We start from the raw sequence: 23,807 nt of genomic DNA, 5'->3' as shown, positions 1-23,807 counted from the left end.
TATTTTATAGACCAACTGTTATAGTAAAGTTAATTGCGTATATCGTAGAATTCACCCTATTTGGTTATGAAAATTTTACTATGCGTGCATAATTTTTTTGAAATTCTTATAGTTCGTTTAAAATAATCTGTATCTTAACCCTCAACTAATTTTAAACTTTAATTAAGAATGAGAACAATACTACTTTTAGCATTGATGATTATTGGTACATTTGGGTATTCCCAGACCAATATCAATGGTAATGTTGTTGATCAAAACAACGAGCCTATCCCGGGGGCCAATATTGTTATTGTTGGCACAACCGTTGGTACAGTAACAGATTTCGATGGTAATTTCAATCTAGCAACATCCGAAGTACCGCCTTTTAAAATAGAGGTATCAAGTATCGGATATACGAGTACTACAGAAAGTATTACTAGTGCAAGCCAAACAATTACAATTACTTTAAATGAGTCACAAACTTTTTTAGATGAGGTTGTAATCTCGGCATCTAGAACACCAGAACGTATTTTCGAATCGCCGGTTACGGTTGAGAGAATAGGTGTTTCAGAGATAAAGAATACTACGGCTGCCGATTTCTATGGCGGACTAGAAAATTTGAAAGGTGTTGATGTAAACACAAACAGTTTAACTTTTAAATCGGTAAACACCAGAGGTTTTGCTTCTTTTGCAAACACCCGTTTCATGCAACTTGTAGATGGTATGGATAATTCTACACCAGCGTTGAATTTCCCTATCGGTAACTTGGTGGGTATGGTTGAAACAGATGTACTAAGTGTTGAATTATTGCCAGGAGCTTCTTCTGCGCTTTATGGTGCAAATGCCTTTAACGGTATTTTGTTCATGCGTAGTAAGAGTCCGTTCGATTATGAAGGTATCAGTGTTTCTATTAAGCAAGGTATAACTTCTCAGCAGTCGGCAGGTGATAACTCCTATACCGATTTCGGTATTAGAGCTGCGCATAAGTTCAGTGATAAATTTGCTGTGAAGGTTAATTTTGGTTACTTGAAAGGAACTGATTGGGCAGCAGATAATCAAGATGATAAGGTAACACCAGGTGGTACAAGAGATAATTTGAACTACGATGGGGTAAATATTTATGGAGATGAGGTTTCTACAAACATAAAAGAAGTTGCCCTTACATTAGAAGGGTTAGGTGTTTTGCCTTCTGGAGCAAATGCATTGGTTCCTTCAGAAATAGTAAGTAGAACTGGTTACAGAGAAAGTGATCTAACAAATTATAATGCAGAAAGCATAAAGGCTGATTGGGGTTTGTACTATAGACCTATTGAAGATAATAGTTTAGAGCTTTCTTATGTTGGTAAAGTTGGTACTGGTAATACAATTTATCAAGGTACAAATAGGTATAATATTAAAGGCTTCTTTCAAGAGCAACATAAATTAGAAATCAAAAATGATAACTTTTTTGTAAGGGGTTATATGGTTGGCGATAAATCAGGTGATTCTTACGATATGGTATTTACAGGTATCAATATTAACAGAGCTTGGAAAGATGACAATACTTGGTTCGGTGAGTATGCCGGTACTTATGTTCAGGCTACTTTAGGAGGAGCTACTGATGAGCAGGCACATGCTGCCGCAAGAGCACAAGCGGAATCTGGAAGATATTTACCAGGCTCTCCGGAATTTGAAGCTGCTTTTAATAGAAGTATTAATGATCCAGATTTATCTACAGGATCAAAATTTCAAGATGCATCAAATTATTACCATGCAGATGCTAACTATAACTTTAGTCATTTAATCGATTGGGCAGAAATTCAATTAGGTGGTTCTTTTAGAGAATACGACTTAAATTCTTCAGGAACAATCTATACAGATTTAGATGGTCCAATTAGATATTCTGAATTTGGTGTCTATTCTCAAGTTCAAAAGACACTTCCTTTCGAAGGTGAAAAAAGTTTGAAATTAACAGGTTCTATTAGATATGATAAATCAGAACTTTTCGACGGTTTTTATTCCCCTAGATTATCTGCAGGTTATACATTAAGCAGAAATCATAATATTAGAGCCTCAGCGCAAACAGGATTTAGAAACCCTACTACTCAAGATTTGTTCATCGGTTTAGATGCTGGTAGAGCTATTTTGGTAGGTTCTGCTTCAAGCAATCTAGACCGTTACACTAGAGATTATGATGTAAGTGCTAGCGGTCAACTTTTAGGTCAACCATCACAGATTACACAAACTGGGGGCGCTGCATATACTAATTCATATTCTGCCGCCTCTGTGACAGCTTTGGGTGAAACAGGAAACCCTGCGGTATTAGAAGTTTCTAATCCAGATTTAATTAAGCCAGAAAAAGTTACTTCTTTTGAAATTGGGTACAGAGGTAAAGTTGATAAGTTGGTTATAGACTTTAGTACCTATTATAACACTTACGAAGATTTTATTTCTCAAGAAGTGGTTATCGCTCCTTTTTATGGTGAAGTAGGTGATGGTGGACTTTCTGTAGCGGCAATTGCAAATGGAGATTTTCAAGCATATAGCGCTTACACTAATACTGATGCAAATGTAAATTCATACGGAGCATCTTTAGGTTTGGATATGAAAGTACTAGGTAATTTTGATTTAGGTGGTAGTTATACCTTTACTAAATTAGATTTTGACCGTGAAGCTAATCCAGATGTAATGTTGAATTTCAACACGCCAGAGCATAAGTTCAAGGCATCTTTTGGTAACAAGGAGTTATTTGATAATTTCGGATTTAATGTATCATACAGATTTAGCGATGATTATTTCTGGGAAGCTACTTTTGGTAATGGCGTTGTTCCAGAATTTCATGTAGTAGATGCGCAAATTAACTATGATGTGCCAAGTATCAAATCTTCTTTCAAATTAGGGGGTACAAACCTTACTAATAAAGAATATTTCACAGCATTCGGTACCGGCTTCATAGGTTCTATGTACTACCTATCTTGGACAATTAACAACTAATTAAAATCAAAAGTTGAAATGAAAAACTTAAAATATTTATACATTTCTTTAGGTATATTGGCCTTTACAGCTTGTAATGAACCTGAAGATGTTGACCTTGAGCCAGAAATATTGGCTGAAGAGCTGCCAGCATTAACCGCTGGATCAGCAGATTTTTCTAATTATGTTTCTTTAGGAAATTCATTGACTGCAGGTTTTACAGATGGTGCCTTGTTTCAGGCAAGTCAATCATTATCTCTGCCTAATTTACTTTCTCAAAAATTCAGTCTTGCCGGAGGTGGTAGTTTTGCCCAACCTTTGACCAATGATAATATTGGTGGCTTGGCACTTGCTGGTACAAGAATTCAAGACCCAAGATTAGTTTTTGGGGGAGCCGGTCCGGTTTCTTTAGAATCTTTAATTGGTGATGTTACGGTTACAACCGATATTGCATTGAACAATCCAACAGGTCCTTTCAATAATTTAGGTGTTCCTGGTGCTAAAAGTTTTCACTTATTGGCACCTGGTTATGGTAATATAGCTAACGTGCAATTAGGTCTTGCGAATCCTTATTTTGTTAGAATGACGGGTGCAACACCTGATGTTAGTGTGTTAGAAATGGCCGTAAGTCAAGCACCTAGTTTTTTCTCATTATGGATCGGTAATAATGATGTATTGGGTTATGCTACTACAGGTGGTGACGGTACCAATCCTATTACTCCTGTTTCAGGAGTGCCTGGTCAAGGTTTTGATGGTAGTTACGGGGCTTTAATCGCTACGTTAACTGCAGGAGGAGCACAGGGTGTTGTTGCAAATATTCCTAATGTTACAGATGTACCACATTTCACTACAGTACCACATAATCCTTTAGACCCAACAAATCCAGATTTTGGACCACAGATAGCAACTTTAAACGGAATCTTCGGTCAATTAAATCAGGTTTATGCTTTTTTAGGAGTTCCAGAACGTTCTATTGAATTCTCGACAACTGCAGCAAGTGAAGTAGTTATTAGAGATGAAACGTTAACAGATTTATCTGCTCAAATTGCGGGCGTATTGAGTGCTAGTCCAACTTTCCCTGCATTTGTAGCGTCATTTGGCTTGCCAGAACAGGCGGCACCTTTGGTTGCTGGTCTATTAGGTAGTACTTATGGGCAAACAAGAGAAGCTACAGCTGCAGATTTATTTGTATTACCAAGTTCTTCGGTAATAGGAACTGTAAACTTAGAATCAGTAGGTGCATTAATGGCGGCTGGTTTACCACAAGCATTGGCAGGTCAGTTTTCTGTTGAGGGTATTTCTCTTCCTTTAGAAGACAAATGGGTGTTGATACCTAGTGAGCAAGAAGAAATTGCGGTTGCTACAGCGGCATTCAATCAAATTATTGCAGCAACAGCTAGTCAAGCAGGTTTAGCTTTGGTAGACGCAAATACATTGTTGAATCAATTGGCTAATGGTGGTATTACTAGTGGTGATTACACTTTACAATCAAATTTAGTAACAGGTGGAGCCTTCTCTTTAGACGGTATTCATCCGACTGCTAGAGGTTATGCCTTGTTGGCAAACGAGTTTATGAAAGCGATTGATGCTACTTATGGCTCTAATTTTGAGGCATCAGGTAATTTATTGAATGTAGGTGATTACCCTACGAACTACCCGGTTACACTACAATAGACGTATATAAAATAGTAAGATTTAAAAGGTGCTTAATAGGCACCTTTTTACTTTTGTAAAAAAGGAAAAAAACAATTTTTCTTTAAAATTGAAAACTATATCTTTGCAGCCTGAAAATGAGAGCATTTTTCAGAATATATTAAACGTAATACATAAACATATAAGTAATGTCAAAAGTTACAGGTAAAGTTTCGCAAATCATTGGACCCGTGGTTGATGTAGAATTTCAGTCAGGTGCTGATCTTCCTAGAATCTATGATTCCTTAGAAATTGTAAACAAGGATAAGTCGATTTTAGTATTAGAAGTACAATCTCATGTAGGTGAAAACACGGTAAGAACTATCTCAATGGATTCTACCGATGGCTTAAGCAGAGGAGTAGATGTAGTTGCTACAGGTAGTGCGATTCAAATGCCGGTAGGTGATGATGTATATGGTCGTTTATTCAATGTGATTGGCGATGCTATTGATGGTTTAGGTAATTTGCCTAAAGCAGGAAAAGCTGGTCTTCCAATACACAGAGAAGCACCAAAATTCGAAGATCTTTCAACTTCTACAGAAGTTTTATTTACAGGTATTAAAGTAATCGATTTGATCGAGCCTTATGCAAAAGGTGGTAAAATTGGATTATTTGGTGGTGCCGGTGTTGGTAAAACAGTATTGATTCAAGAATTGATCAACAACATTGCAAAAGGTCATGGTGGTCTTTCTGTATTTGCTGGGGTAGGTGAAAGAACTCGTGAAGGAAATGATTTACTTCGTGAGATGTTAGAATCAGGTATTATAAAATACGGTGATGATTTCATGCATTCTATGGAAGAAGGCGGATGGGATCTTACCAAAGTTGATAAAGAGGCGATGAAAGGTTCAAAAGCGACATTCGTTTTTGGTCAAATGAACGAGCCACCAGGAGCACGTGCTAGAGTTGCACTTTCAGGTTTGACAATTGCTGAATATTTCCGTGATGGAGCAGGTGAAGGTCAAGGTAAAGATGTACTTTTCTTCGTAGATAACATCTTCCGTTTTACACAAGCAGGTTCAGAGGTATCCGCACTACTGGGTCGTATGCCTTCAGCGGTAGGTTACCAACCAACTTTGGCAACAGAGATGGGTGCTATGCAAGAGCGTATTACATCAACAAAAAGAGGTTCTATTACATCTGTGCAGGCGGTTTACGTACCTGCGGATGATTTAACCGATCCTGCACCGGCAACAACCTTTGCTCACTTAGATGCAACAACGGTATTGTCTCGTAAAATTGCCGAGTTAGGTATTTACCCAGCGGTGGATCCATTAGATTCTACATCAAGAATTTTAACAGCTGAAATTTTAGGAGATGAGCATTATGCTTGTGCACAAAGAGTAAAAGAGCTTTTACAACGATATAAAGAACTTCAAGATATTATTGCTATCTTAGGTATGGAAGAATTGTCTGAAGAAGATAAATCTGCCGTAGGTAGAGCAAGACGTGTACAACGTTTCTTATCTCAACCTTTCCACGTAGCAGAACAATTTACAGGGCTTAAAGGTGTGTTAGTTGATATTAAAGAGACTATAAAAGGATTTAACATGATTATGGATGGTGAGTTGGATCACTTGCCAGAATCTGCTTTTAACCTTAAAGGTACGATCGAAGAGGCTATTGAAGCTGGTGAAAAAATGTTGACTGAAGCGTAATTAAGTTCAGAGTTAAGGGTTCAGAGTTCAGAATTGTAACTCATAACTCATAACTCATAACTCATAACTAAAAGAGATATGTATTTAGAAATTGTATCACCAGAAGCAACATTATTTGCAGGCGAAGTAACTTCGGTTACGGTACCAGGTATAAATGGTGAGTTTCAAATGTTAAAAGACCACGCCCCAATTGTATCATTGTTACAAGAAGGTAAGGTTAAGATTTCAGGTAATATTTCTTTAGATGAAGAATATGCCTCTAAGTTTACTAAAGATGCTAGCGGAAGTACAGTATTACAAATTTCTAGCGGTACTATTGAGCTTAAGAATAATAAAGTAATTGTACTTGCAGATTAGTAAGTAGAATACGTAATAAGTTTTAAAGGCTACACTGAAAAGTGTAGCCTTTTTTTATTCCTTTTCATATGCTAAAATATCAGCTGGCTGGCAATCTAAAGCTTTGCAAATTGCCTCTAGTGTAGAGAAACGAATTGCTTTAGCTTTACCTGATTTAAGAATGGAAAGGTTGGCTTCGGTTATACCAATCATTTCGGCTAGGTCTTTGCTTTTCAAATTTCGCTCTGCTAATACGGTGTTTAAGTTTACGACGATACTCATAGTTATATGGTTAGGTCGTTTTCTTGCTTAAAATTATATCCTTGATCAATTATTTTAGATATTATTAAAAGGAATAATGAAGTAATTAGCAACGTTACAACTCCTTCAATGACTCCTTTACCATTATATTCTGTTAATTTTTGATAGTTTTCACCTAGCGAAATTTCAATTACGTTAATGAATAATCTTATAAAAGAATAATACAAAAATACTCTTCCAATAGTTCTAAAAGATTTTCCGTTTTTCTTGGATAGAAAATTTTCTAGGTTTAATTTATTTATGACTCTACTAAATTTGAATAAATAAAAGGTTACAATACTATTGATACTAATTTTTATTAATAAAATGCAAATAGGAATTGTTAAGTTATCGTTGGTGTTATGTATAAAAATCATGTTGTAAACTTCTGAGCATGATCTAAAAATTGCGGTCAATCCTCCTATAATCCAAAGGCAAATTAATAGGTATAGGGAAAAAATAAGATTTTTCATATTATTATCGTTTAACGATAACAAATATATAAAAATTATCGAATAACAATAATAAAAAAGAATATTTCGTGAATTAGTTAGTCTTCAAAGAAATCAATTCCCAATCTTGCCCTAAAGAACTATAAGTGCATATTTTCTCAAATCCTACGGCGTAATGTGCCCCAAGAGAACGGGAGTTGGTTGCGTCAACTTCAGTGATAATGGCATCGTATTTTGGGTAAGAGGCTATTTTCATAGCGCTATAAAGTCCGCGGAAAATCCCCATTTTTCTATGGGTCTTTGCAACACAAATTTGCCCCATGGTAATAAAATTTTGAATGTTTACGTTTTCTAATTCGGTAAACATCGGTCTTAAAACAGAGATTTCATCTTTAAAGTCATCGGTCATTGAAAGGGCATAACCAACTACGTTGTCTCCATCTTTTGCAATAATATGCGGACAAGCATTATTCATTCTAGTAAGCACATCTAAAGTGTGGTGTACAGTAACGAAACCTTCTTTTTCCATTTCATCGCTAGAAACAGCTGATTTTAAATTCATCTGCTGTAAAGAAAGAATCTGTATCAATTCTTCATTTGTGGTGGCGGTGGTATATATCAAATTCATTTACTCAATTTTTAACCAAGCTTTGCGGGCTTTTAATACTTTTTTTGAAGGAGCTTCTTCATTTTTCTCAATCAAGCTAATGGTATAGTTAGGGTTAGCGGTCAATGTGACTTCGGTTTTCCTTTCCAATCCATCTCTTAAAAAGGTTATTGAAAGGTTGTCTTTTGGCTTAAATTCATTTTCTATGAATTTGTTGAGCTGAATGCCGTTGGGGAATTTTTCTCCATTAATAGCGGTAATGATATCGCCTTTATCTAGCCCAGCAATATAAGCAGGACTCCCAATTTTGGTATTGCTTCGAATTTTACCATCTAAATCGTCTGTTATAGATACAGCGGCGCCAAAATAAGCAGCTTCTTTGTTTTGAGATACACTTACCCCAACAGTTTTAAATAGTTCGGCATAGCTTGGCATTCCGCTTTTGTAGATAAAGCTATTAAAGAAGTTTTTACCAAAATCTTCGCCAGCGTACGTGTTCAAAGTTTTGTTCAATTTTTCAATGGTATATGGATTTTCAGTTTTCCCATAGGTAGTCCACACCAGTTTCATGAAATCATCTAGATTCAAACCTTTCTCTCTTAAAGAAAGGTCTAGGGCTAAACCTAGAACACTACCATAGGAATAATAAGAAATAAATGTGTTCTCTCTATTCACAGGATCTACAGAAGTTGCGGCATCTACAAATGGAGCTTGGTAGCTCATTTCAATTGGGTTAAAAAACTGCCTGGCGGGTGAATTCCAAACATAGTTGAAAGTCCCGGCTAATCCCTCTATATATTTTTCAGGTGTAATTAAACCTGCTCGGCAAAGTATGAGATTGGTGTAGTAGCTGGTAAAACCTTCTGCAAACCAAAGCTCACCGCTCATGTTGGCTTCTTCAAAATTAAAAGGTTCTAAAGATTTTGGTCTAATACGTTCAACATTCCAACTATGAAAAAACTCATGTGAAACGGTGCCAATATTTCCATCCAAACCACCGTTGGCTAAGGTTCTTGTGCTAGTTAAAATGGTAGAATTTCTATGCTCCATACCATCACCAGAGGCATTTGGTATGTAACAGGCTAAAAAGGTATAAGATCCGTAATCAAATTTAGGTAGTTCACCAAAAACCTCTTTTTCAGCTAGAACAACTTTTTTTACTTTCTCAAAATATTGATCAGCTTCATTTTCGGTACCAGGGTCATGTAATGCTAATTTTATAGTTTGCCCGTCTACTTCAAATTCGCGCACTTTATGATTGCTTAGCTCTGTAGGACTATCCATAAAATAATATAGATTAGGCGCGCTGTAGGTATTGTCTTTTACATGAGGTAATTGCGTAGCAATCTTCCAATTCAAATCTTCTCTTATTTTGAAACTTACTTCAATTTTTCTTTCTCTTAGTGAGGGGGCATACATAAATGTTGCCGGAATATTTAAATGCGCATGGGTTTCGTCTATTTGAGAATAGGTGCCGTCACCTCTATTTGCATAAAGTGAATATGTAATTTTAACGGTACCATCATGCCCCGAAACTTTCCATTCATATGGGTTTGTTCTCGAAATAGTTAGGGCATTTCCTTTACTGTCAATTGCCTTGAAATTATATACATTTTTAGCAAATTCATGAAGTGCATATCTGCCGGGTGAGGTTCTACTCATTCTAAGCGATAACGTATCTTCTGCTACATCGATGAACGATGCCGTAATGTTCGCTTCATGATGAACAGCATTTTCAAATGATATGGTGTAAGAGTTGGTTTGTGCAAATAGTTGAACAGATTGTAAACCAAATAATAATAAAATAACAAGATAGCGCATACTATGATTTTTAGCTAAGATAATGAAGCTAATTCATGTTGTATGCAGTTTAATTTTTAAAATGTTCAGGTTAATTATATGGGCTGATTTTTTTCAAATTTATCTTCAATAGTCTCTTTAATACCATTTAAATGATACTCGGTAATTGGTTTGGTAACAAAATCTACTACCAAGGGTTTTTTCTTTAGGCGTTCAATATCATTGCGGTAAGCTGAAGATGTTAAAATAAAAACCATGCAATTGTCAGCCTTTATAATTGTTTCTAATTGATCCATAAATTCCCAACCGTTCATTACGGGCATATTAAGATCAAGAAATATGATATAGTTGTCCGCTTCTGAATATTCTTTTGTTAAATATTCTATAGCTGGTTTTCCATTAGAGAAACTAATGACTTCGCCCTTTAACTCGGCATGTTGAATACCTTTTTTGAGTAAAAAAGTGAAAATTGGATCGTCTTCTATTAATAATAGTTGATACTTCATTTATTTTCTTCTATATCAATTACATTGATAGTGTTTTCAACAATGTCTTTAATAATATGATCAATTTCATTTGCTGAGGTAAGTATAAAACTTAGTACCTGTTCTTTTTCTTCAACGTTTAGTTTTCCTTTATCGTCTGTCAATAAATTAATTAAACCCATTAATCTTGCAACAGGTGCTCTAACAATATGAGATTGTGTCCATGCAATTTTTTTAAGTTGAGCGTTCTGTTCTTCAATTGCGTTTAGGTGTTGTACTTTGGTAGTTACATCTTTAGAATTTACCACAATACCTTTAATAGTGGGTTCATCGAGTTTATTGGTGATAGCGGTTTCTAACCAGACCCAATGACCCGCACCGTGCTTAAATCTAAATGGTTTAATATTTACTTGTGGAATATTGAGAACCTTTAGAAATTCGTTGTAAACAGTATCATAGTCATCTGGGTGAACATAATCAAAAGCATTAGACCCAACAAATTCTTCTGGTGTAATTTCTAAAATTTTTGTAGAAGTTGGGCTGGCATAAGAGAAAATAGCCTTTTCATCAACAATACAAATCATATCACTGCCTTCTTGAACTAAAGTTTTGTAACGACGTTCGCTATTTTCTAATTGCTGTTCTGCCTTTTTCTTTGCGGTAATGTCTCTAGTAGTTACAACTAATCCGTTTATTGAAGGCTCAGTAAGTTGATTGGTTATTACGTTCTCGAACCATTTCCATTCGCCATTAATATCTCTAAACCTAAACGAATCTATTTCAACAGATTCATTTTGTAATATATAATTAAATTTTTCTTTAACCCTTGCTATATCATTTGGGTGTATATAATCAAATGCGTTGGTGCCAACATAATCTTCTGGAGTAGCACCCAATATCTTAAAAGAGCTAGGGCTTACATAGGTGAAATTCGCTTCTAAGTCTAAAATAGAAATGATATCACTGCTTTCTTGAACTAATGTTTTAAATCGACGCTCACTATTTTTTAATAGTAATTCTGCTTTTTTCTTTTCAGTATTATCTCTTGCAATACAGTAGTATACACGGTCTTTTTCGTCCCAAAAAGATGACCATAGCATAGGCACAATGGTTCTGTTCTTGTGTATGTATCTATTTTCAAAATTGACAACTTTTTGACCAGACAAAACCGATTCGGCAGAATCTTCAGTTGATTTTATGTCTTCTTTATAAACTAATTCAAGATATTTAGTACCTATTATATCTTTAGGAAAATACCCCCAAATTTGTTTACACGCTTTATTTACGCTCAAGAAATAGCCTTCTTCATCTAAGGTGCAAATAATGTCTAAAGAAGTATCCATTATTTTTTGCATTTCTTCTTTAGCACTTATTAACACTTGTTGAGATAATACTTCTGAGGTAATATCTTTTGAGAAACAAGTAATACCTATTTTATCGCCCTCTTTATTGTATAAGAGGTCGAATGAGGTAAGACCATACGTCGTCCAGAATTTTTGAGGGTCTTGAATTTTCTGTTTCACAGAAAAGGCACCACTAGTAAGAGCTCTGTTGTAGTAGCCTTTCCATTTTGTAGTTACCTCCATAGATACATGGTCAGAAAATACTAACTCTCCTTCTTCAAAAGGTTTGCCTTGAATTTTTTTAACTAACTGGTGATATGCGGTATTTGCGGTTATAAGCCTAAATTCAAGATCAACACACCACATCAAGTCTTTAGTACTATTGATCATGGCTTCTTGATTATTTTTAACTCTTTGAAGCTCGGCGGTATAGTTCTTTTTATCAGTTATGTCTTGAACTGTACCGTACATTAATTGTGGTTTCTTATCATTGCTCCACTGAAGTACTTTTCCTTGATCTTGAATCCATTTATATTCACCTCCTTTTTGTAACATTCTATATTGAACAGTACAGTCGTTAGAAGGGTAGCTTAAACAGGCTAACATTTTCTTCTTTACTTCTTCTAAATCATCTTTGTGAATGAGGTTAAACCATGTATCGGTTTTAAACTCTGATAAGTTTGCTTTATTTAAACCATAAATATTAAGTGCTTGTTCATTTAAGGTAATTGAGTCATCGATAAGATTACGTTCCCAAATACCAATGCCCGTAGCATTCACGATATTGTCTAAAAGTTTACCTTTTTGTTCTAAGTCTAATTTTTGATCTTCTTCTACCTTTTTAGATTTACGAAGTTCGAATAATTGCACCACTTGTTTTGCAAGTGTCTGTAGTCCATTAATTTGAGCGTCGTTAAGTTGTTTTGGTTCATAGTCTAGAACACAAATGGTACCAAGGCGTTGACCATTTTCTGCTGTTAAAGATGCACCGGCATAAAAACCAACATTCGGGTCGTTTTTTACTAAATTGTAATTACGAAACCTTTTGTCCTTATGCGTGTCTTCTACTACCAGTATATCAATATCATCTGTAATAACATGCTTGCAGAAAGAGTCTTCTAAAGGTGTTCCGTTAATATCTAATCCGAAATGAGATTTAAAAAACTGTCTTTTATCGTCAACTAATGAAATTAAACTTGTTGGGGTGTTGCATATTGAAGCTGCTAAAGAGGTTATTTCATCATAGATAGCTTCTGGGTGCGTATCCATAACATCATAAGACATCAATGTTTCTAATCTATTTGTATCTAAAATTGTACTCCCTTTCATTTTATCCTGATCAAAACACATATAGTTAATCTAATACTTTAACATCAAAGTAGGAAATTTCCTTAAAAAAAGACGCAAAAATATACTTTAAGTTTATCTTGAGCGCATAATAAATGGTTTTTTTTCACAATTAAGGCGATTTTTCATATTTGTAAGTAGTTATTAATCAGAATCATAAAATGATTTTATCAATAGTTTTCAGGTAAATTTGAACTATTTTCAATTTTATAGATACTGAGCTTAGAAAAATTTTACTAATTAGTTAATTAAATACCATTCATTTCGTAGAAAGGCTATTTTTGTGATATGACCCAACTGCCTAAAAAATTGCTGAAAGTACTAGCAAATCGTAAAAAAGAGGATATTTTCCGTTCCTTAAACTCCCTTGATAGGTTAATAGACTTTTTGTCTAATGACTATTTAGGTTTTGCGACCGATGAAACTTTATTTTCTAAAACGTTTCAGCTATTATTGACAGAAGGTGTTGCATCAAATGGTTCTGGGGGATCTCGTCTTTTGTCTGGAAATCATAAACTCTATAAAAAATTAGAGCCATTATTAGTTGATTTTTATAAATCAGATGCAGCTTTAGTATTTAATTCTGGCTATGATGCCAATATGGGTCTTTTCAGTTCAGTGCCCCAACGAGGCGATTTAATATTTTATGATGAGTATGTACATGCCAGTATAAGAGAAGGTATTCGAATGAGCAATGCCAAAGCGTATAGTTTTTTACATAACGATTTATCAAGTTTAAAAGAGAAAGTAGATTTAAATACTGCTAGAAACGAACATGAAGATAGTGCTGTTTATGTCGTAACCGAAAGTGTTTTTTCTATGGATGGAGATACGCCGGATTTAAAAGTATTTGCAAAGTTTACAAAATCTAATGGCTACCGTTTAATAGTAGATGAAGCTCATGCAGTTGGTGTTTTAGGAAGCAACGGAGAAGGACTGATACCAGATTTAAAACTTGAAAAAGATGTTTTTGCTAGAACAGTAACATTTGGTAAAGCTTTTGGTTGTCACGGGGCAGCTATACTAGGCTCTGAAGAATTAAGAGATTATTTGATAAATTTTGCCAAGCCCTTCATTTATACAACGGCATTAACACCACATACCTTGGCGACAATTATTACGGCGCATAATTATATGGGTGAACTGGGAAAGGAACCCAAAGCACTTTTGAGCGAAAATATAGTTTATTTTAAAGAGCAGCTGAGGTCACATAAAATCGAAAGGTTTTTTATACCAAGTGATACCGCCATACAGGGTTGTATAATTTCTGGTTCTAAAAAAGCCAAATTAGTATCGAAAAAATTAATTGATAAGGGCTTCAATATAAAAGCAATTCTATCGCCTACGGTGCCAGAAGGTCAAGAAAGACTTAGAATATGTTTGCATAGTTTTAATTCTAAAGAAGAAATAGGTCTATTGGTGAAATTGTTGGCTAGTTTTATATAAAATATGGAAGATAAATTTTATCTGCTAGCTTCTTTTGAATACGTGGCCGATGTACAGATTGTAAAAGGTAAATTGGAGTCTGAAGGTATACCGGTATTTCTTAGGGATGAAAACACCTTAAATTCAGATCCGCTAATTAGCAATGCAATCGGCGGAGTTAAATTACAGGTGTATACTAAAGATAAAGAACGGGCAATCGCTATTTATGACGAAATAAGGGCTTATGCAGTTGATAATTACGGCGAACCTATTGTTTGTCCTAATTGTAAGGCTCAAAAATCTGAATCATATTATAACAGTAAAGGAGTATTTTATAAACTTTTTCCATTTTTTGAAAAAAGAAAATATAAGTGCCTAAATTGTGGAATGATTACGAACTCAAAGTAAGAATACATGCAAAAGATATTTGTAACCGGAATTTCAACAGAGGTTGGTAAAACAATTGCATCTGCAATTTTTACCGAAGCATTACAAGCAGATTACTGGAAACCTGTACAAGCTGGTGATTTAGATAACACTGATACCGATAAGGTGAAAAGGTTAATATCTAATGATGCATCTAAATTTCACCCAAGTAGTTATAATCTTAAAGCAGCAATGAGTCCGCATGCAGCTGCTGAAATTGAGGGTATTACAATTGATAGATTTCACATTAACGAACCAGAGACGGATAATCATTTAATTATTGAGGGTTCTGGGGGTATTTTGGTTCCTTTAAATGAAGAGGATACCATGTTCGATATCATCATGCCCGATTATAAAGTTGTGGTGGTATCTAGAAATTATTTGGGAAGTATCAATCATTCGCTATTGACCATAAACTGGTTGTTGCACAAAGGTTATGAAGTTTCTGTATTATTTAGCGGAGAGGCGAATCCTCATACAGAGAATATTATTCTTCATAAAACGGGAGTATCCTTAATAGGAAGAATTGATGAAGAAAAAGAATTTACCAAAGAGGTCATTAAGAAGTATGCCGATAAGTTTCAAGGAGTTTTGAGAACCTTATAATCGCTGTAAGATTTCAGCATTATCTACTGTAGCAAATAGCTTATAATGTTGCGCTAAATAAGTATCGAGATATTTATTTTCTTCAACTTCTTTTTTATCTAAAATTCGTCTGCCTTTTCGTATTATAACAGTTTTGGGTTGTAACTCTTCCATGATATATTCAAGTTCTTCGATAGAGTTTTTTCTTGGATTATAAAAAAAAGGAAATAGTTCATCTCTACAGATATTACTTGGGTGTGTTGACGCTGTTGTAGGCGGTAAGGTTTCTAAATTCCAATACCCTATATGGTATTCAAAAAACAATATGTTTTCAGTATCTAATTTATGCTCTATAATGTACTGCGGAACAGAAAAACCTTCCCCATTAAAGAAAGTACCTTTTTCAATTTTATTCTTTATAATATTTACATATTCCAGATAACTTTCAGCAGGAATCAATAATGCAATGAACGACAAATAAACGGGTAGTTTCGGCTTGTATTGCACTGTTAAGTTGTAGATGACTATACCAACTAATATAAGTAACATAGGGTGTAGTTGTATAAGGTAGTGACCATTGATTCTTCCTCCTTTTACAAACGAAAATAAAACTCCAAAAATGGCGACTAAAAGTAGCTGAACAGTTCTGTTCTTGAAATCAAGCTTTTTGCTTTTGTAGGCATATACAAGAAATAGTCCCGTAATTACAAAAATAGGTGCTAGTTTAATGATGGAATATCTTCTAGCTCCGGTATATTCTAGTGGGGCCAGCACTACAGATTCCCACCATATATATGTTTGATCACTTAAAAAATAAGGTATTATGGTAGCGAAAATTATGGAGAGTACACCTGTGCCAAATAAAAGAATAGATAAAAAATTGCTATTCTTTTTAGTAATTATAACCTCGTAAACCAGATACAGGCCAATAAATAAAATAGGGAAAGCCATATTCAATTTTACCATAATGGTGGCACCCATTAATACTCCTGCCAAGAAAACATAAGCATTAGATTCTTTTGTTTTCAGAAGGTAAACAGCAGGCACAAATAAGGCAATACAGATATGTTCAGACATGACACCTTGTAGGCTGCCAAAAAGACTTAAAAGAACAATGCAGAATACACCAACGAAAATAGAAGCCTTTTTAGGTATAAGGGTTAGCGCAATTTTATAGGTGTAAAATGCTGTGATTATAACTAAAAAAACACCCGCCAGGCGTATTGCAATAAAGCTTTTGCCGAATATAGATATGATTGTTGCGAAAAAAGCAAAGGTTAGTGGTGGTTTTAAATCCCACAGTTGTGTGTAGGGTAGAAATCCGTCTGCCCAAGATTGACCTAAAAGAATAAAGGTGCTTTCATCGCGATCTACGTAATCTCTAAAGAAAAAAGGAAAACGAATAAAAAAAGTAATTAAAAAGAATAGGAAGAATACAGCTGTATTCTTCAACTCGGAAAAATTTAAAAATGCTTTTTCGTTTCTTTTTAAGGGCATCTCTTTGTTGAGGTTTATTTTCCCGATCTTTGCAAGATAGATAAAATGAAGAATTATAAATTCTATGAAAGTGGAAAATCTATCTAGTCGAGATAAAAAATATTTATGGCATCCGTTAACCCAGCATAAGTTGGGTAAACCGCAATTACCTATAACTAGTGCAAAGGGTGCTTTATTGTTTGATGAGTCGGGAAAAGACTATATTGACGGAATAGCATCTTGGTATACCGTAATGTACGGTCATGCAAATGACACTATAGTTTCGGCAATGACCGAGCAAATGCAAAAGTTAGATTTTGTAATGTTCAGTGGTCTAACTCATGAACCGGCCATAGAGTTGTCAGAAAAATTAATGGCCATTTTGCCCGATAATCAAGCAAAATTATTTTTCAATGATAATGGTTCTACCGCTATTGAGGCGGCTATAAAAATGTCACTTCAGTATTTTCATAATAACGGAGAAAAAAGAGATACGTTAATTGCTTTTGAAGACGGTTTTCATGGCGATACCTTTGGTGCCATGAGTGCATCGGGTCTGTCGTCGTACAATGGTCCTTTTGAAGATTTTCTATTAAAAGTAGTGCGAATACCCACTCCAAAAGAGGATAATATAGAAGAAGTAAAAAGTAAGTTATCTGAAATTTTAAAAGAAAATAGTTGTGCAGCTTTTATTTTTGAGCCACTAGTGCAAGGTGCTGCTGGTATGAAATTTCATTCGGCCCAAGGGTTAGATGAGTTGATCGGTCTTTGTCAACAACATGAGGTTTTATGTATTGCCGATGAAATAATGACCGGTTTTGGTAAAACAGGTAAGAATTTTGCATCAGATAATTTATCGAATAAACCTGATGTTATCTGTTTAAGTAAGGCGTTAACGGCAGGTATGTTTCCTTTAAGTATTACCAGTTGTACGCAGAAAATTTATAATCGTTTTCTTAGTGATGAGGTGCATAAAGGTTTCTTTCATGCGCATACATTTAGCGCGCATCCTTTAGGTTGTGCAGCTGCTTTAGCAGGAATTAAACTTTTAAATTCGCCAAAAATCTTAGAAAGAAGAAACTATATTGAAAATGCACATAACTCATACGCAGACAAAATTAAGGATCATAAAAAAGTGAAAGAGGTTAGGGTAATGGGTGTGATCTTGGCTATTGATCTACAAATAGAAATGGAGCGTTACGGTAGTCTACGAGATGAGCTATATAATTTCTTTTTACAAAGAGGAGTCTTGCTAAGACCATTGGGGAATACTATATATGTATTACCACCATTCGTTATTTCAAATAAAGAGTTACAGAAGGTTTACGATACCATTGCTGAAGCATTAGATACATTTTAGATAAGAAATTGAAAGAAAAAATATCCATAACATCCATAGCTTCGCTTTCCCCTTTAGGAAGCACTTTAGAAGAAACTTGGCAGTCATATCAAAATAATGACCATAGCTTCTCTTTGTCAGAAATAAATGGTGATAAAACTTGGATGGCACCTTTGTCTGAATCTTCGAAATTACAAGTAGATGAACTTAGGGAGTCTGATGGTAAATACAGAAAATTAGATGACAGTGTACTATTCGCAATGGTAGCTTCAAGAATGGCAGTGAAGCAATCTGGTTGGGGAAACACAGCTGAATTCGGAATCAATATGGGCTCGTCTCGTGGAGCAACGAAGTTGTTTGAGCAGTATCATAAAGAGTATTTAGATACTGGGGTTACATCAACATTAAGCTCCCCAACGACCACGTTGGGTAATATATCATCTTGGGTATCTCATGATTTAGGAGCTACAGGTCCAGAAATATCACATTCCATTACCTGTTCCACAGGCTTACATTCGGTATTGAATGGAGTGGCTTGGCTCAGTAGCGGAATGTCAACTAAGTTTTTGGTAGGTGCTAGTGAAGCGCCGTTGACCAATTTCACTATTGCCCAAATGAAGGCATTAAAGATTTATGCAAAAGCACCTGAGTCGAATACAGATTCAGTAGTTGAGCGTAGCCGAAACTATCCTTGCCAAGCATTAAACATGGAAAAACAATATAATACCATGATTTTGGGCGAAGCGGCATCTGTAGCTTGTTTAGAAACGGGTGTGGTAGAAAATGCATTAGCAGTTATTGAAGGCGTAGGGTTTGCTACGGAAATATTAAAACATAATACTTCTATTTCCGCGAACGCCGTTTGCTTTCAAAAATCCATAAAAATGGCTTTGGGTAATTTAAATCCTGCTGAGGTAGATGCTATTGTAATGCATGCGCCAGGTACTATAAAAGGAGATTCATCAGAATTTAATGCCATCAAAGAAGTGTTTGGTGAGAATATGCCTCAATTGACCACCAATAAATGGAAGATAGGTCATACGTTCGCGACATCAGGAATGCTAAATCTAGAATTGGCGATTTTAATGTTGCAGCATAATAAGATGATTTCGGTACCTTTTGTAGCATCTGAATTTACTAATGGAAACCTTAAAAAAATACTGGTAAATGCTGTAGGTTTCGGTGGAAATGCGGTAAGTATTTTGATATGTAAAAATGAATAATCAACTTTAGATACCGAGGTAAGTCATTATTTTAAAAACATCCAATTATTTTTTCAATTTAAATTCCGTTATTTTTGAACCTTGGTAACAACCTAAGATTATATGAGCGAAGCAAGACACAATTGGTCAAAAGAAGAAATTTTAGAAATATACAACAAGCCTTTAATGGAGCTACTTTATGAAGCTGCAACTGTGCACAGAAAAAATCATGACCCTAATACGGTTCAAGTTTCTACCTTACTTTCTATAAAAACCGGTGGTTGCCCAGAAGATTGTGGGTATTGTCCGCAAGCTGCTCGTTACCACACAGATATTGAAGGTAACGATCTTATGGCTGTTTCTCAAGTTAAAGCTCAAGCGCTAAGGGCAAAGGCTTCTGGTAGTTCTCGTGTTTGTATGGGTGCTGCTTGGCGAAACGTAAAAGATGGTCCTGAGTTTGACCAAGTATTAGAAATGGTACGTACCATTAATAAGCTTGATATGGAAGTATGTTGTACTTTAGGTATGATTACCGAGAATCAGGCAAAACGTTTGGCAGAAGCTGGCTTATATGCTTACAACCACAATTTAGATACTTCAGAAGATTACTATAAAGATGTTATTTCTACTCGTGCTTTTGAGGATCGTTTAGATACGATTGAAAATGTTCGTAAAAGTAATGTAACCGTTTGTAGCGGGGGTATTATTGGTATGGGCGAGGCATTGGAAGATAGGGCAGGTATGTTAGTTGCTTTGACATCATTGAATCCGCAACCAGAATCAGTGCCAATTAATGCGTTAGTTGCTGTAGAAGGTACGCCAATGGAAGATATTGAGCCAGTTTCAATATGGGATATGATACGTATGGTAGCTACGACCAGAATTGTAATGCCAGAGACTCAAGTGCGTTTATCTGCAGGTCGTACCGAAATGAGTAGAGAAGGGCAGGCAATGTGTTTCTTTGCTGGTGCAAATTCAATATTTGCAGGCGATAAATTATTGACTACCCCGAATCCTGATGTAAATGAGGATATGGCAATGTTTAAAATGTTAGGTCTAAATCCACAAAAGCCATTTACCAAGGTATCACAGCCTAAAACGGTAGAAGCAGAAGATTCTCAAATTAACTCATTGGGCGAAAAGCCAAAATGGTCTAGACCGGGTCACTCTATCGAGCGAAATGAAACTGCGAAGCAAAAGGCTAAAATTGCCGACTAAAGCTACATTAATACATTTTTAAGAAAATATTTTCTTAACGTTAATTACCTTTGGCTTCCCTAAAAACCATTAGTAATTGAAGTTAACAGATATTCCCAGGGTAAAGCATATTACCAAGGACACTTTTATTAACGACTACTTTAAGCCTCAAAAACCTGTTGTTTTAGAACAGGCTATTGAAGATTGGCCTGCTTTTAATAAGTGGAATCTAGACTATATTAAAGAAGTAGCAGGTGATATAACCGTGCCTTTGTATGATGATAGACCAGTTCAACATAAAGATGGTTTTAACGAACCACATGCCAAAATGAAAATGGCAGCATATGTGGATCTATTAAAGAAGGAACCTACAAAGTATAGAATTTTTCTTTGGAATATTTTGAAGGAAGTTCCAGCACTACAGAAAGATTATAGGTTTCCTGACTTTGGATTAAAGCTTTTAAAAGGTGTGCCGATGATGTTTTTCGGCGGACGAGACTCGTATACGTTTATGCATTACGATATAGATTTGGCCAATATTTTTCATTTTCATTTCGATGGAGAAAAGGAAGTAGTGTTGTTTCCTCAGTCAGAAACTGAGAAGCTTTATAAAGTTCCACATTCTTTAATTACACATGAAAGCATAGATTTTTCAAACCCTGATTATAACAAGTGGCCTGCTTTAAAAAAAGCAAACGGATTTAAAACTACCCTTTCTCATGGCGAAGTTTTATATATGCCAGAAGGTTATTGGCATTATATGAAATATAACACTCCGGGTTTTTCAATGAGTTTGAGGGGATTAGCGCGAAACCCTAAGAATTTGGCTAAAGCTTCGTATAACATTCTTATAATGCGTTATTATGATGTGTTAATGCGTAAATTGAAAGGTCAAGATTGGATAGATTATAAGAATGAAAAGGCGATATCCAGAACCAATAAGAACAATAAGGTTTTGATGGAAAACTAAGCAGGCTTATTTTATGAGTTCTTGCAATTTCTCATACACCAAATGACTTTCCCAACCACGATATAAAAGATAATCAGCTAATTTTTTTCTCCGTTTTTGAATATTGGTTTCAGTAATTTGATTTAATCTTTTTTTAGCTAGATTATCTAAAGTTTCTAAGTATACTTCGGGTTCAATTTCTTTCAAAGCAGTAGTGATATTATATTTAGATATGTTTCTAAACTTTAATTCCCTGACAATCCTGTTTTTCCCCCATTTTTTAATGTTGAATTTTCCTCTTGCAAAACTTTTTGCAAAGCGTTCTTCATTTAAGAATCTGTCTTCAATAAGTTGGGCTATAATAGTATCTACCGCTAATGGAATCATACCCATCTCTTTCAATTTAGAAACCACTTCTTTATGGCAGCGATCTTGGTAGGCACAATAGTTTTCTATTTTTTTAGTGGCTTCTTGAATGGTGAAGCCTTTAGTTTTTTGGTTCATGTAGTTCAAAAGTAATGAAATTGTTGCCTTAAGTGCTTCAAATATCAATAGTCGAATTGGCAATTCTTGATGTTGGTCACTATCAAATTTTGAGAGTAGTTTGTTTTAGTATTCTCTGAAATATTATTAATTTTTCGGCACAAAAAAAGCGACCCTGTTATAGGTCGCTTTTTCTTGTATAAAGCCATTAAAGCTTAATATATTGTTTTGCCGTCTTTGTTTTTAAAACGGTACTCAAGATACGTATACGCATCACGCGGCTGAATTTTAATCCATCTTTTGTATTCTAAGAACCATTTAATTCTTAAAGATGGAAAACCTTTTGTAATATAGGCTGCTATAAACGGGTGTATATTTAGTGATATACTGTTGTCTTTTGCAGGTCCTTTAAGGAGTTTTTCAAGGTCCGCTGTAATTTTATCTATTAAAACAATAGGTGCTTCCACCTCTTTCCCTGCGTTGTTAGGGTCCTCTTCAGTTGTTTTAATATTCATTTCAGGTCGTACCCTTTGTCGGGTAATCTGAATTAAACCAAATTTACTAGGAGGTAGTATTTTATGTTTGGCACGATCATCTTTCATCTCATCTCTAAGATGTTCAAATAGCCTTTTTCTATGTTGTGGTTTTACCATATCGATAAAATCTACAACTATAATACCGCCCATATCACGAAGGCGTAATTGCCTTGCGATCTCTGATGCGGATAAAAGATTTACCTCTAGGGCAGTGTCTTCTTGGTTTTTGGCTTTATTAGATCTGTTACCACTGTTTACGTCTATTACATGAAGTGCTTCTGTATGCTCTATAATTAAATAGGCGCCTTTGCTCATTGCGGCAGTACGGCCGAAAGACGTTTTAATTTGTCTTTCAATACCAAATTTTTCAAAAATAGGTACGTTGGTGTTATAGTGCTTAACGATACTCTCTTTTTCAGGAGCAATTTCCGACACATAATCCTTAATTTCATTGTATAAGGTGTCGTCATCTACATGTATTCCAGTAAAGCTATCATTGAATACATCTCTTAAAATAGAAGATGCTCTATTGAGTTCTACGAATACTTTTGATGGTGTTTGAGCACGATGTAATTTTTTACACATTGCTGTCCATTTGTTCAGCAAGTTTTCTAGATCTTTGTCCAGTTCTGCAACTTTTTGTCCTTCTGCGACTGTTCTAATGATAACACCGAAACCTTTAGGTTTAATGCTTCTAACGAGTCTTTTTAACCTGTCTTTTTCTTCCTTGCTCGCAATCTTTTGAGATACGGATACACGGTCAGAAAAAGGAACCATTACCAAGTAGCGTCCGGCGATTGATAGCTCAGAACTAATTCTTGGTCCTTTAGTAGATATAGGTTCTTTTACAATTTGAACCAATAATGATTGGTTCGCTTTTATGACATCGGTAATAACACCGTTTTTGTCAATATCGGTCTCGAACGGGAAATTTCCTAAAGAGTAATCCTTTAGTTTTCCTGTACTCACTTGTTTAATGAACTTAAGCATAGAAGATAATTGTGGACCAAGGTCGTGGTAATGCAAGAATGCATCTTTCTCATAACCAACGTTTACAAACGCTGCGTTAAGCCCAGTTACCGGCTTTCTGATTTTGGCAAGAAAAATGTCGCCTACAGAAAAGTCGTTACTATTTTCTTCTTTATGCAGTTCAGTGAGTTTTCCGTCCTTTAACAAGGCAAAGTCAACAGATTGGGAACTAGATCTTACGATTAATTCTCTATTCACCTGAATATATT

General features: G+C 35.2%; 20 protein-coding genes. 11 read left to right on the top strand and 9 right to left on the bottom strand.

The features are described 5' to 3' along the window. Positions 1-168: 168 nt before the first annotated feature. From DFQ03_RS15375 to DFQ03_RS15360, 4 genes are all read left to right on the top strand, one after another. Positions 169-2,952: a TonB-dependent receptor gene (locus DFQ03_RS15375; protein WP_133674133.1), complete on the top strand. Its 2,784-nt coding sequence runs from the start codon at positions 169-171 to the stop codon at positions 2,950-2,952. Positions 2,953-2,970: 18 nt separating this feature from the next. Continuing rightward, positions 2,971-4,605 (top strand): SGNH/GDSL hydrolase family protein, encoded by a 1,635-nt coding sequence (locus DFQ03_RS15370; RefSeq protein WP_133674132.1) that lies wholly within the window; start codon positions 2,971-2,973, stop codon positions 4,603-4,605. Between the two features lie 167 nt (positions 4,606-4,772). Beyond that, the gene (atpD, locus tag DFQ03_RS15365; RefSeq protein WP_133674131.1) at positions 4,773-6,281 is read left to right on the top strand and encodes a F0F1 ATP synthase subunit beta; all 1,509 of its coding nucleotides are present in this window, start codon (positions 4,773-4,775) and stop codon (positions 6,279-6,281) included. 78 nt (positions 6,282-6,359) lie between these two features. Beyond that, a complete protein-coding gene (locus DFQ03_RS15360; protein ID WP_036157208.1) occupies positions 6,360-6,638 on the top strand; it encodes a F0F1 ATP synthase subunit epsilon in 279 nt (92 codons plus the stop codon). Between the two features lie 54 nt (positions 6,639-6,692). On the opposite strand, the gene DFQ03_RS15355 is transcribed toward DFQ03_RS15360, so the two are convergent. The 6 genes from DFQ03_RS15355 to DFQ03_RS15330 form a co-directional block, all read right to left on the bottom strand. Continuing rightward, complete coding sequence (locus DFQ03_RS15355; protein ID WP_133674130.1) at positions 6,693-6,899, bottom strand: helix-turn-helix domain-containing protein; 207 nt, start codon at positions 6,897-6,899, stop codon at positions 6,693-6,695. A gap of 2 nt (positions 6,900-6,901) precedes the next feature. Beyond that, positions 6,902-7,390, bottom strand: coding sequence for a DUF2975 domain-containing protein (locus tag DFQ03_RS15350; protein WP_133674129.1), 489 nt, complete (start codon positions 7,388-7,390; stop codon positions 6,902-6,904). Between the two features lie 73 nt (positions 7,391-7,463). Continuing rightward, entirely contained in the window at positions 7,464-7,997 is a 534-nt protein-coding gene (locus DFQ03_RS15345) for a GNAT family N-acetyltransferase (protein WP_133674128.1), read from the bottom strand. After that, complete coding sequence (locus DFQ03_RS15340) at positions 7,998-9,797, bottom strand: M61 family metallopeptidase (RefSeq protein WP_133674127.1); 1,800 nt, start codon at positions 9,795-9,797, stop codon at positions 7,998-8,000. 74 nt (positions 9,798-9,871) lie between these two features. Beyond that, complete coding sequence (locus tag DFQ03_RS15335) at positions 9,872-10,282, bottom strand: response regulator (RefSeq protein WP_133674126.1); 411 nt, start codon at positions 10,280-10,282, stop codon at positions 9,872-9,874. Then, positions 10,279-12,933: a PAS domain S-box protein gene (locus DFQ03_RS15330; protein ID WP_166637481.1), complete on the bottom strand. Its 2,655-nt coding sequence runs from the start codon at positions 12,931-12,933 to the stop codon at positions 10,279-10,281. The genes DFQ03_RS15335 and DFQ03_RS15330 overlap by 4 nt, the downstream gene beginning before the upstream one ends. Before the next feature lie 327 nt (positions 12,934-13,260). Here DFQ03_RS15330 and DFQ03_RS15325 point away from each other — a divergent pair, with 327 nt between their 5' ends. Genes DFQ03_RS15325 through bioD form a run of 3 tightly spaced genes read left to right on the top strand, consistent with a single transcriptional unit; the run spans position 13,261 to position 15,408 of the window. Then, on the top strand, positions 13,261-14,397 hold the full coding sequence (locus DFQ03_RS15325) for an aminotransferase class I/II-fold pyridoxal phosphate-dependent enzyme (protein WP_317128187.1): 1,137 nt from the start codon (positions 13,261-13,263) through the stop codon (positions 14,395-14,397). A gap of 3 nt (positions 14,398-14,400) precedes the next feature. Then, the gene (locus DFQ03_RS15320) at positions 14,401-14,784 is read left to right on the top strand and encodes a putative signal transducing protein (protein WP_133674123.1); all 384 of its coding nucleotides are present in this window, start codon (positions 14,401-14,403) and stop codon (positions 14,782-14,784) included. 6 nt (positions 14,785-14,790) lie between these two features. Beyond that, complete coding sequence (gene bioD / locus DFQ03_RS15315; RefSeq protein ID WP_133674122.1) at positions 14,791-15,408, top strand: dethiobiotin synthase; 618 nt, start codon at positions 14,791-14,793, stop codon at positions 15,406-15,408. Here the strand turns inward: bioD and DFQ03_RS15310 are convergent. Then, the gene (locus tag DFQ03_RS15310; protein WP_133674121.1) at positions 15,403-16,884 is read right to left on the bottom strand and encodes an ArnT family glycosyltransferase; all 1,482 of its coding nucleotides are present in this window, start codon (positions 16,882-16,884) and stop codon (positions 15,403-15,405) included. The genes bioD and DFQ03_RS15310 overlap by 6 nt on opposite strands. 64 nt (positions 16,885-16,948) lie before the next feature. On the opposite strand from DFQ03_RS15310, the gene bioA reads away from it, so the two are divergent. From bioA to DFQ03_RS15290, 4 genes are all read left to right on the top strand, one after another. Next, positions 16,949-18,223: an adenosylmethionine--8-amino-7-oxononanoate transaminase gene (bioA, locus tag DFQ03_RS15305; RefSeq protein ID WP_133674120.1), complete on the top strand. Its 1,275-nt coding sequence runs from the start codon at positions 16,949-16,951 to the stop codon at positions 18,221-18,223. 8 nt (positions 18,224-18,231) lie between these two features. Further along, on the top strand, positions 18,232-19,425 hold the full coding sequence (locus DFQ03_RS15300) for a beta-ketoacyl synthase N-terminal-like domain-containing protein (RefSeq protein ID WP_133674119.1): 1,194 nt from the start codon (positions 18,232-18,234) through the stop codon (positions 19,423-19,425). A gap of 102 nt (positions 19,426-19,527) precedes the next feature. Next, a complete protein-coding gene (gene bioB, locus DFQ03_RS15295) occupies positions 19,528-20,622 on the top strand; it encodes a biotin synthase BioB (RefSeq protein ID WP_133674118.1) in 1,095 nt (364 codons plus the stop codon). A gap of 76 nt (positions 20,623-20,698) precedes the next feature. Next, a complete protein-coding gene (locus DFQ03_RS15290; protein WP_133674117.1) occupies positions 20,699-21,571 on the top strand; it encodes a cupin-like domain-containing protein in 873 nt (290 codons plus the stop codon). 6 nt (positions 21,572-21,577) lie between these two features. Here the strand turns inward: DFQ03_RS15290 and DFQ03_RS15285 are convergent, their stop codons facing one another. Next, a complete protein-coding gene (locus tag DFQ03_RS15285) occupies positions 21,578-22,054 on the bottom strand; it encodes a regulatory protein RecX (protein WP_133674116.1) in 477 nt (158 codons plus the stop codon). A 194-nt stretch (positions 22,055-22,248) separates the two neighbouring features. Beyond that, on the bottom strand, positions 22,249-23,796 hold the full coding sequence (locus DFQ03_RS15280; protein WP_133674115.1) for an Rne/Rng family ribonuclease: 1,548 nt from the start codon (positions 23,794-23,796) through the stop codon (positions 22,249-22,251). Positions 23,797-23,807: the final 11 nt, after the last annotated feature.

Source organism: Maribacter caenipelagi, assembly GCF_004364175.1.
GTDB lineage: Bacteria > Bacteroidota > Bacteroidia > Flavobacteriales > Flavobacteriaceae > Maribacter > Maribacter caenipelagi.
The sequence above is the reverse complement of the archived record's forward strand: the minus strand, read 5'-3'. Positions and strand labels throughout refer to the sequence as shown.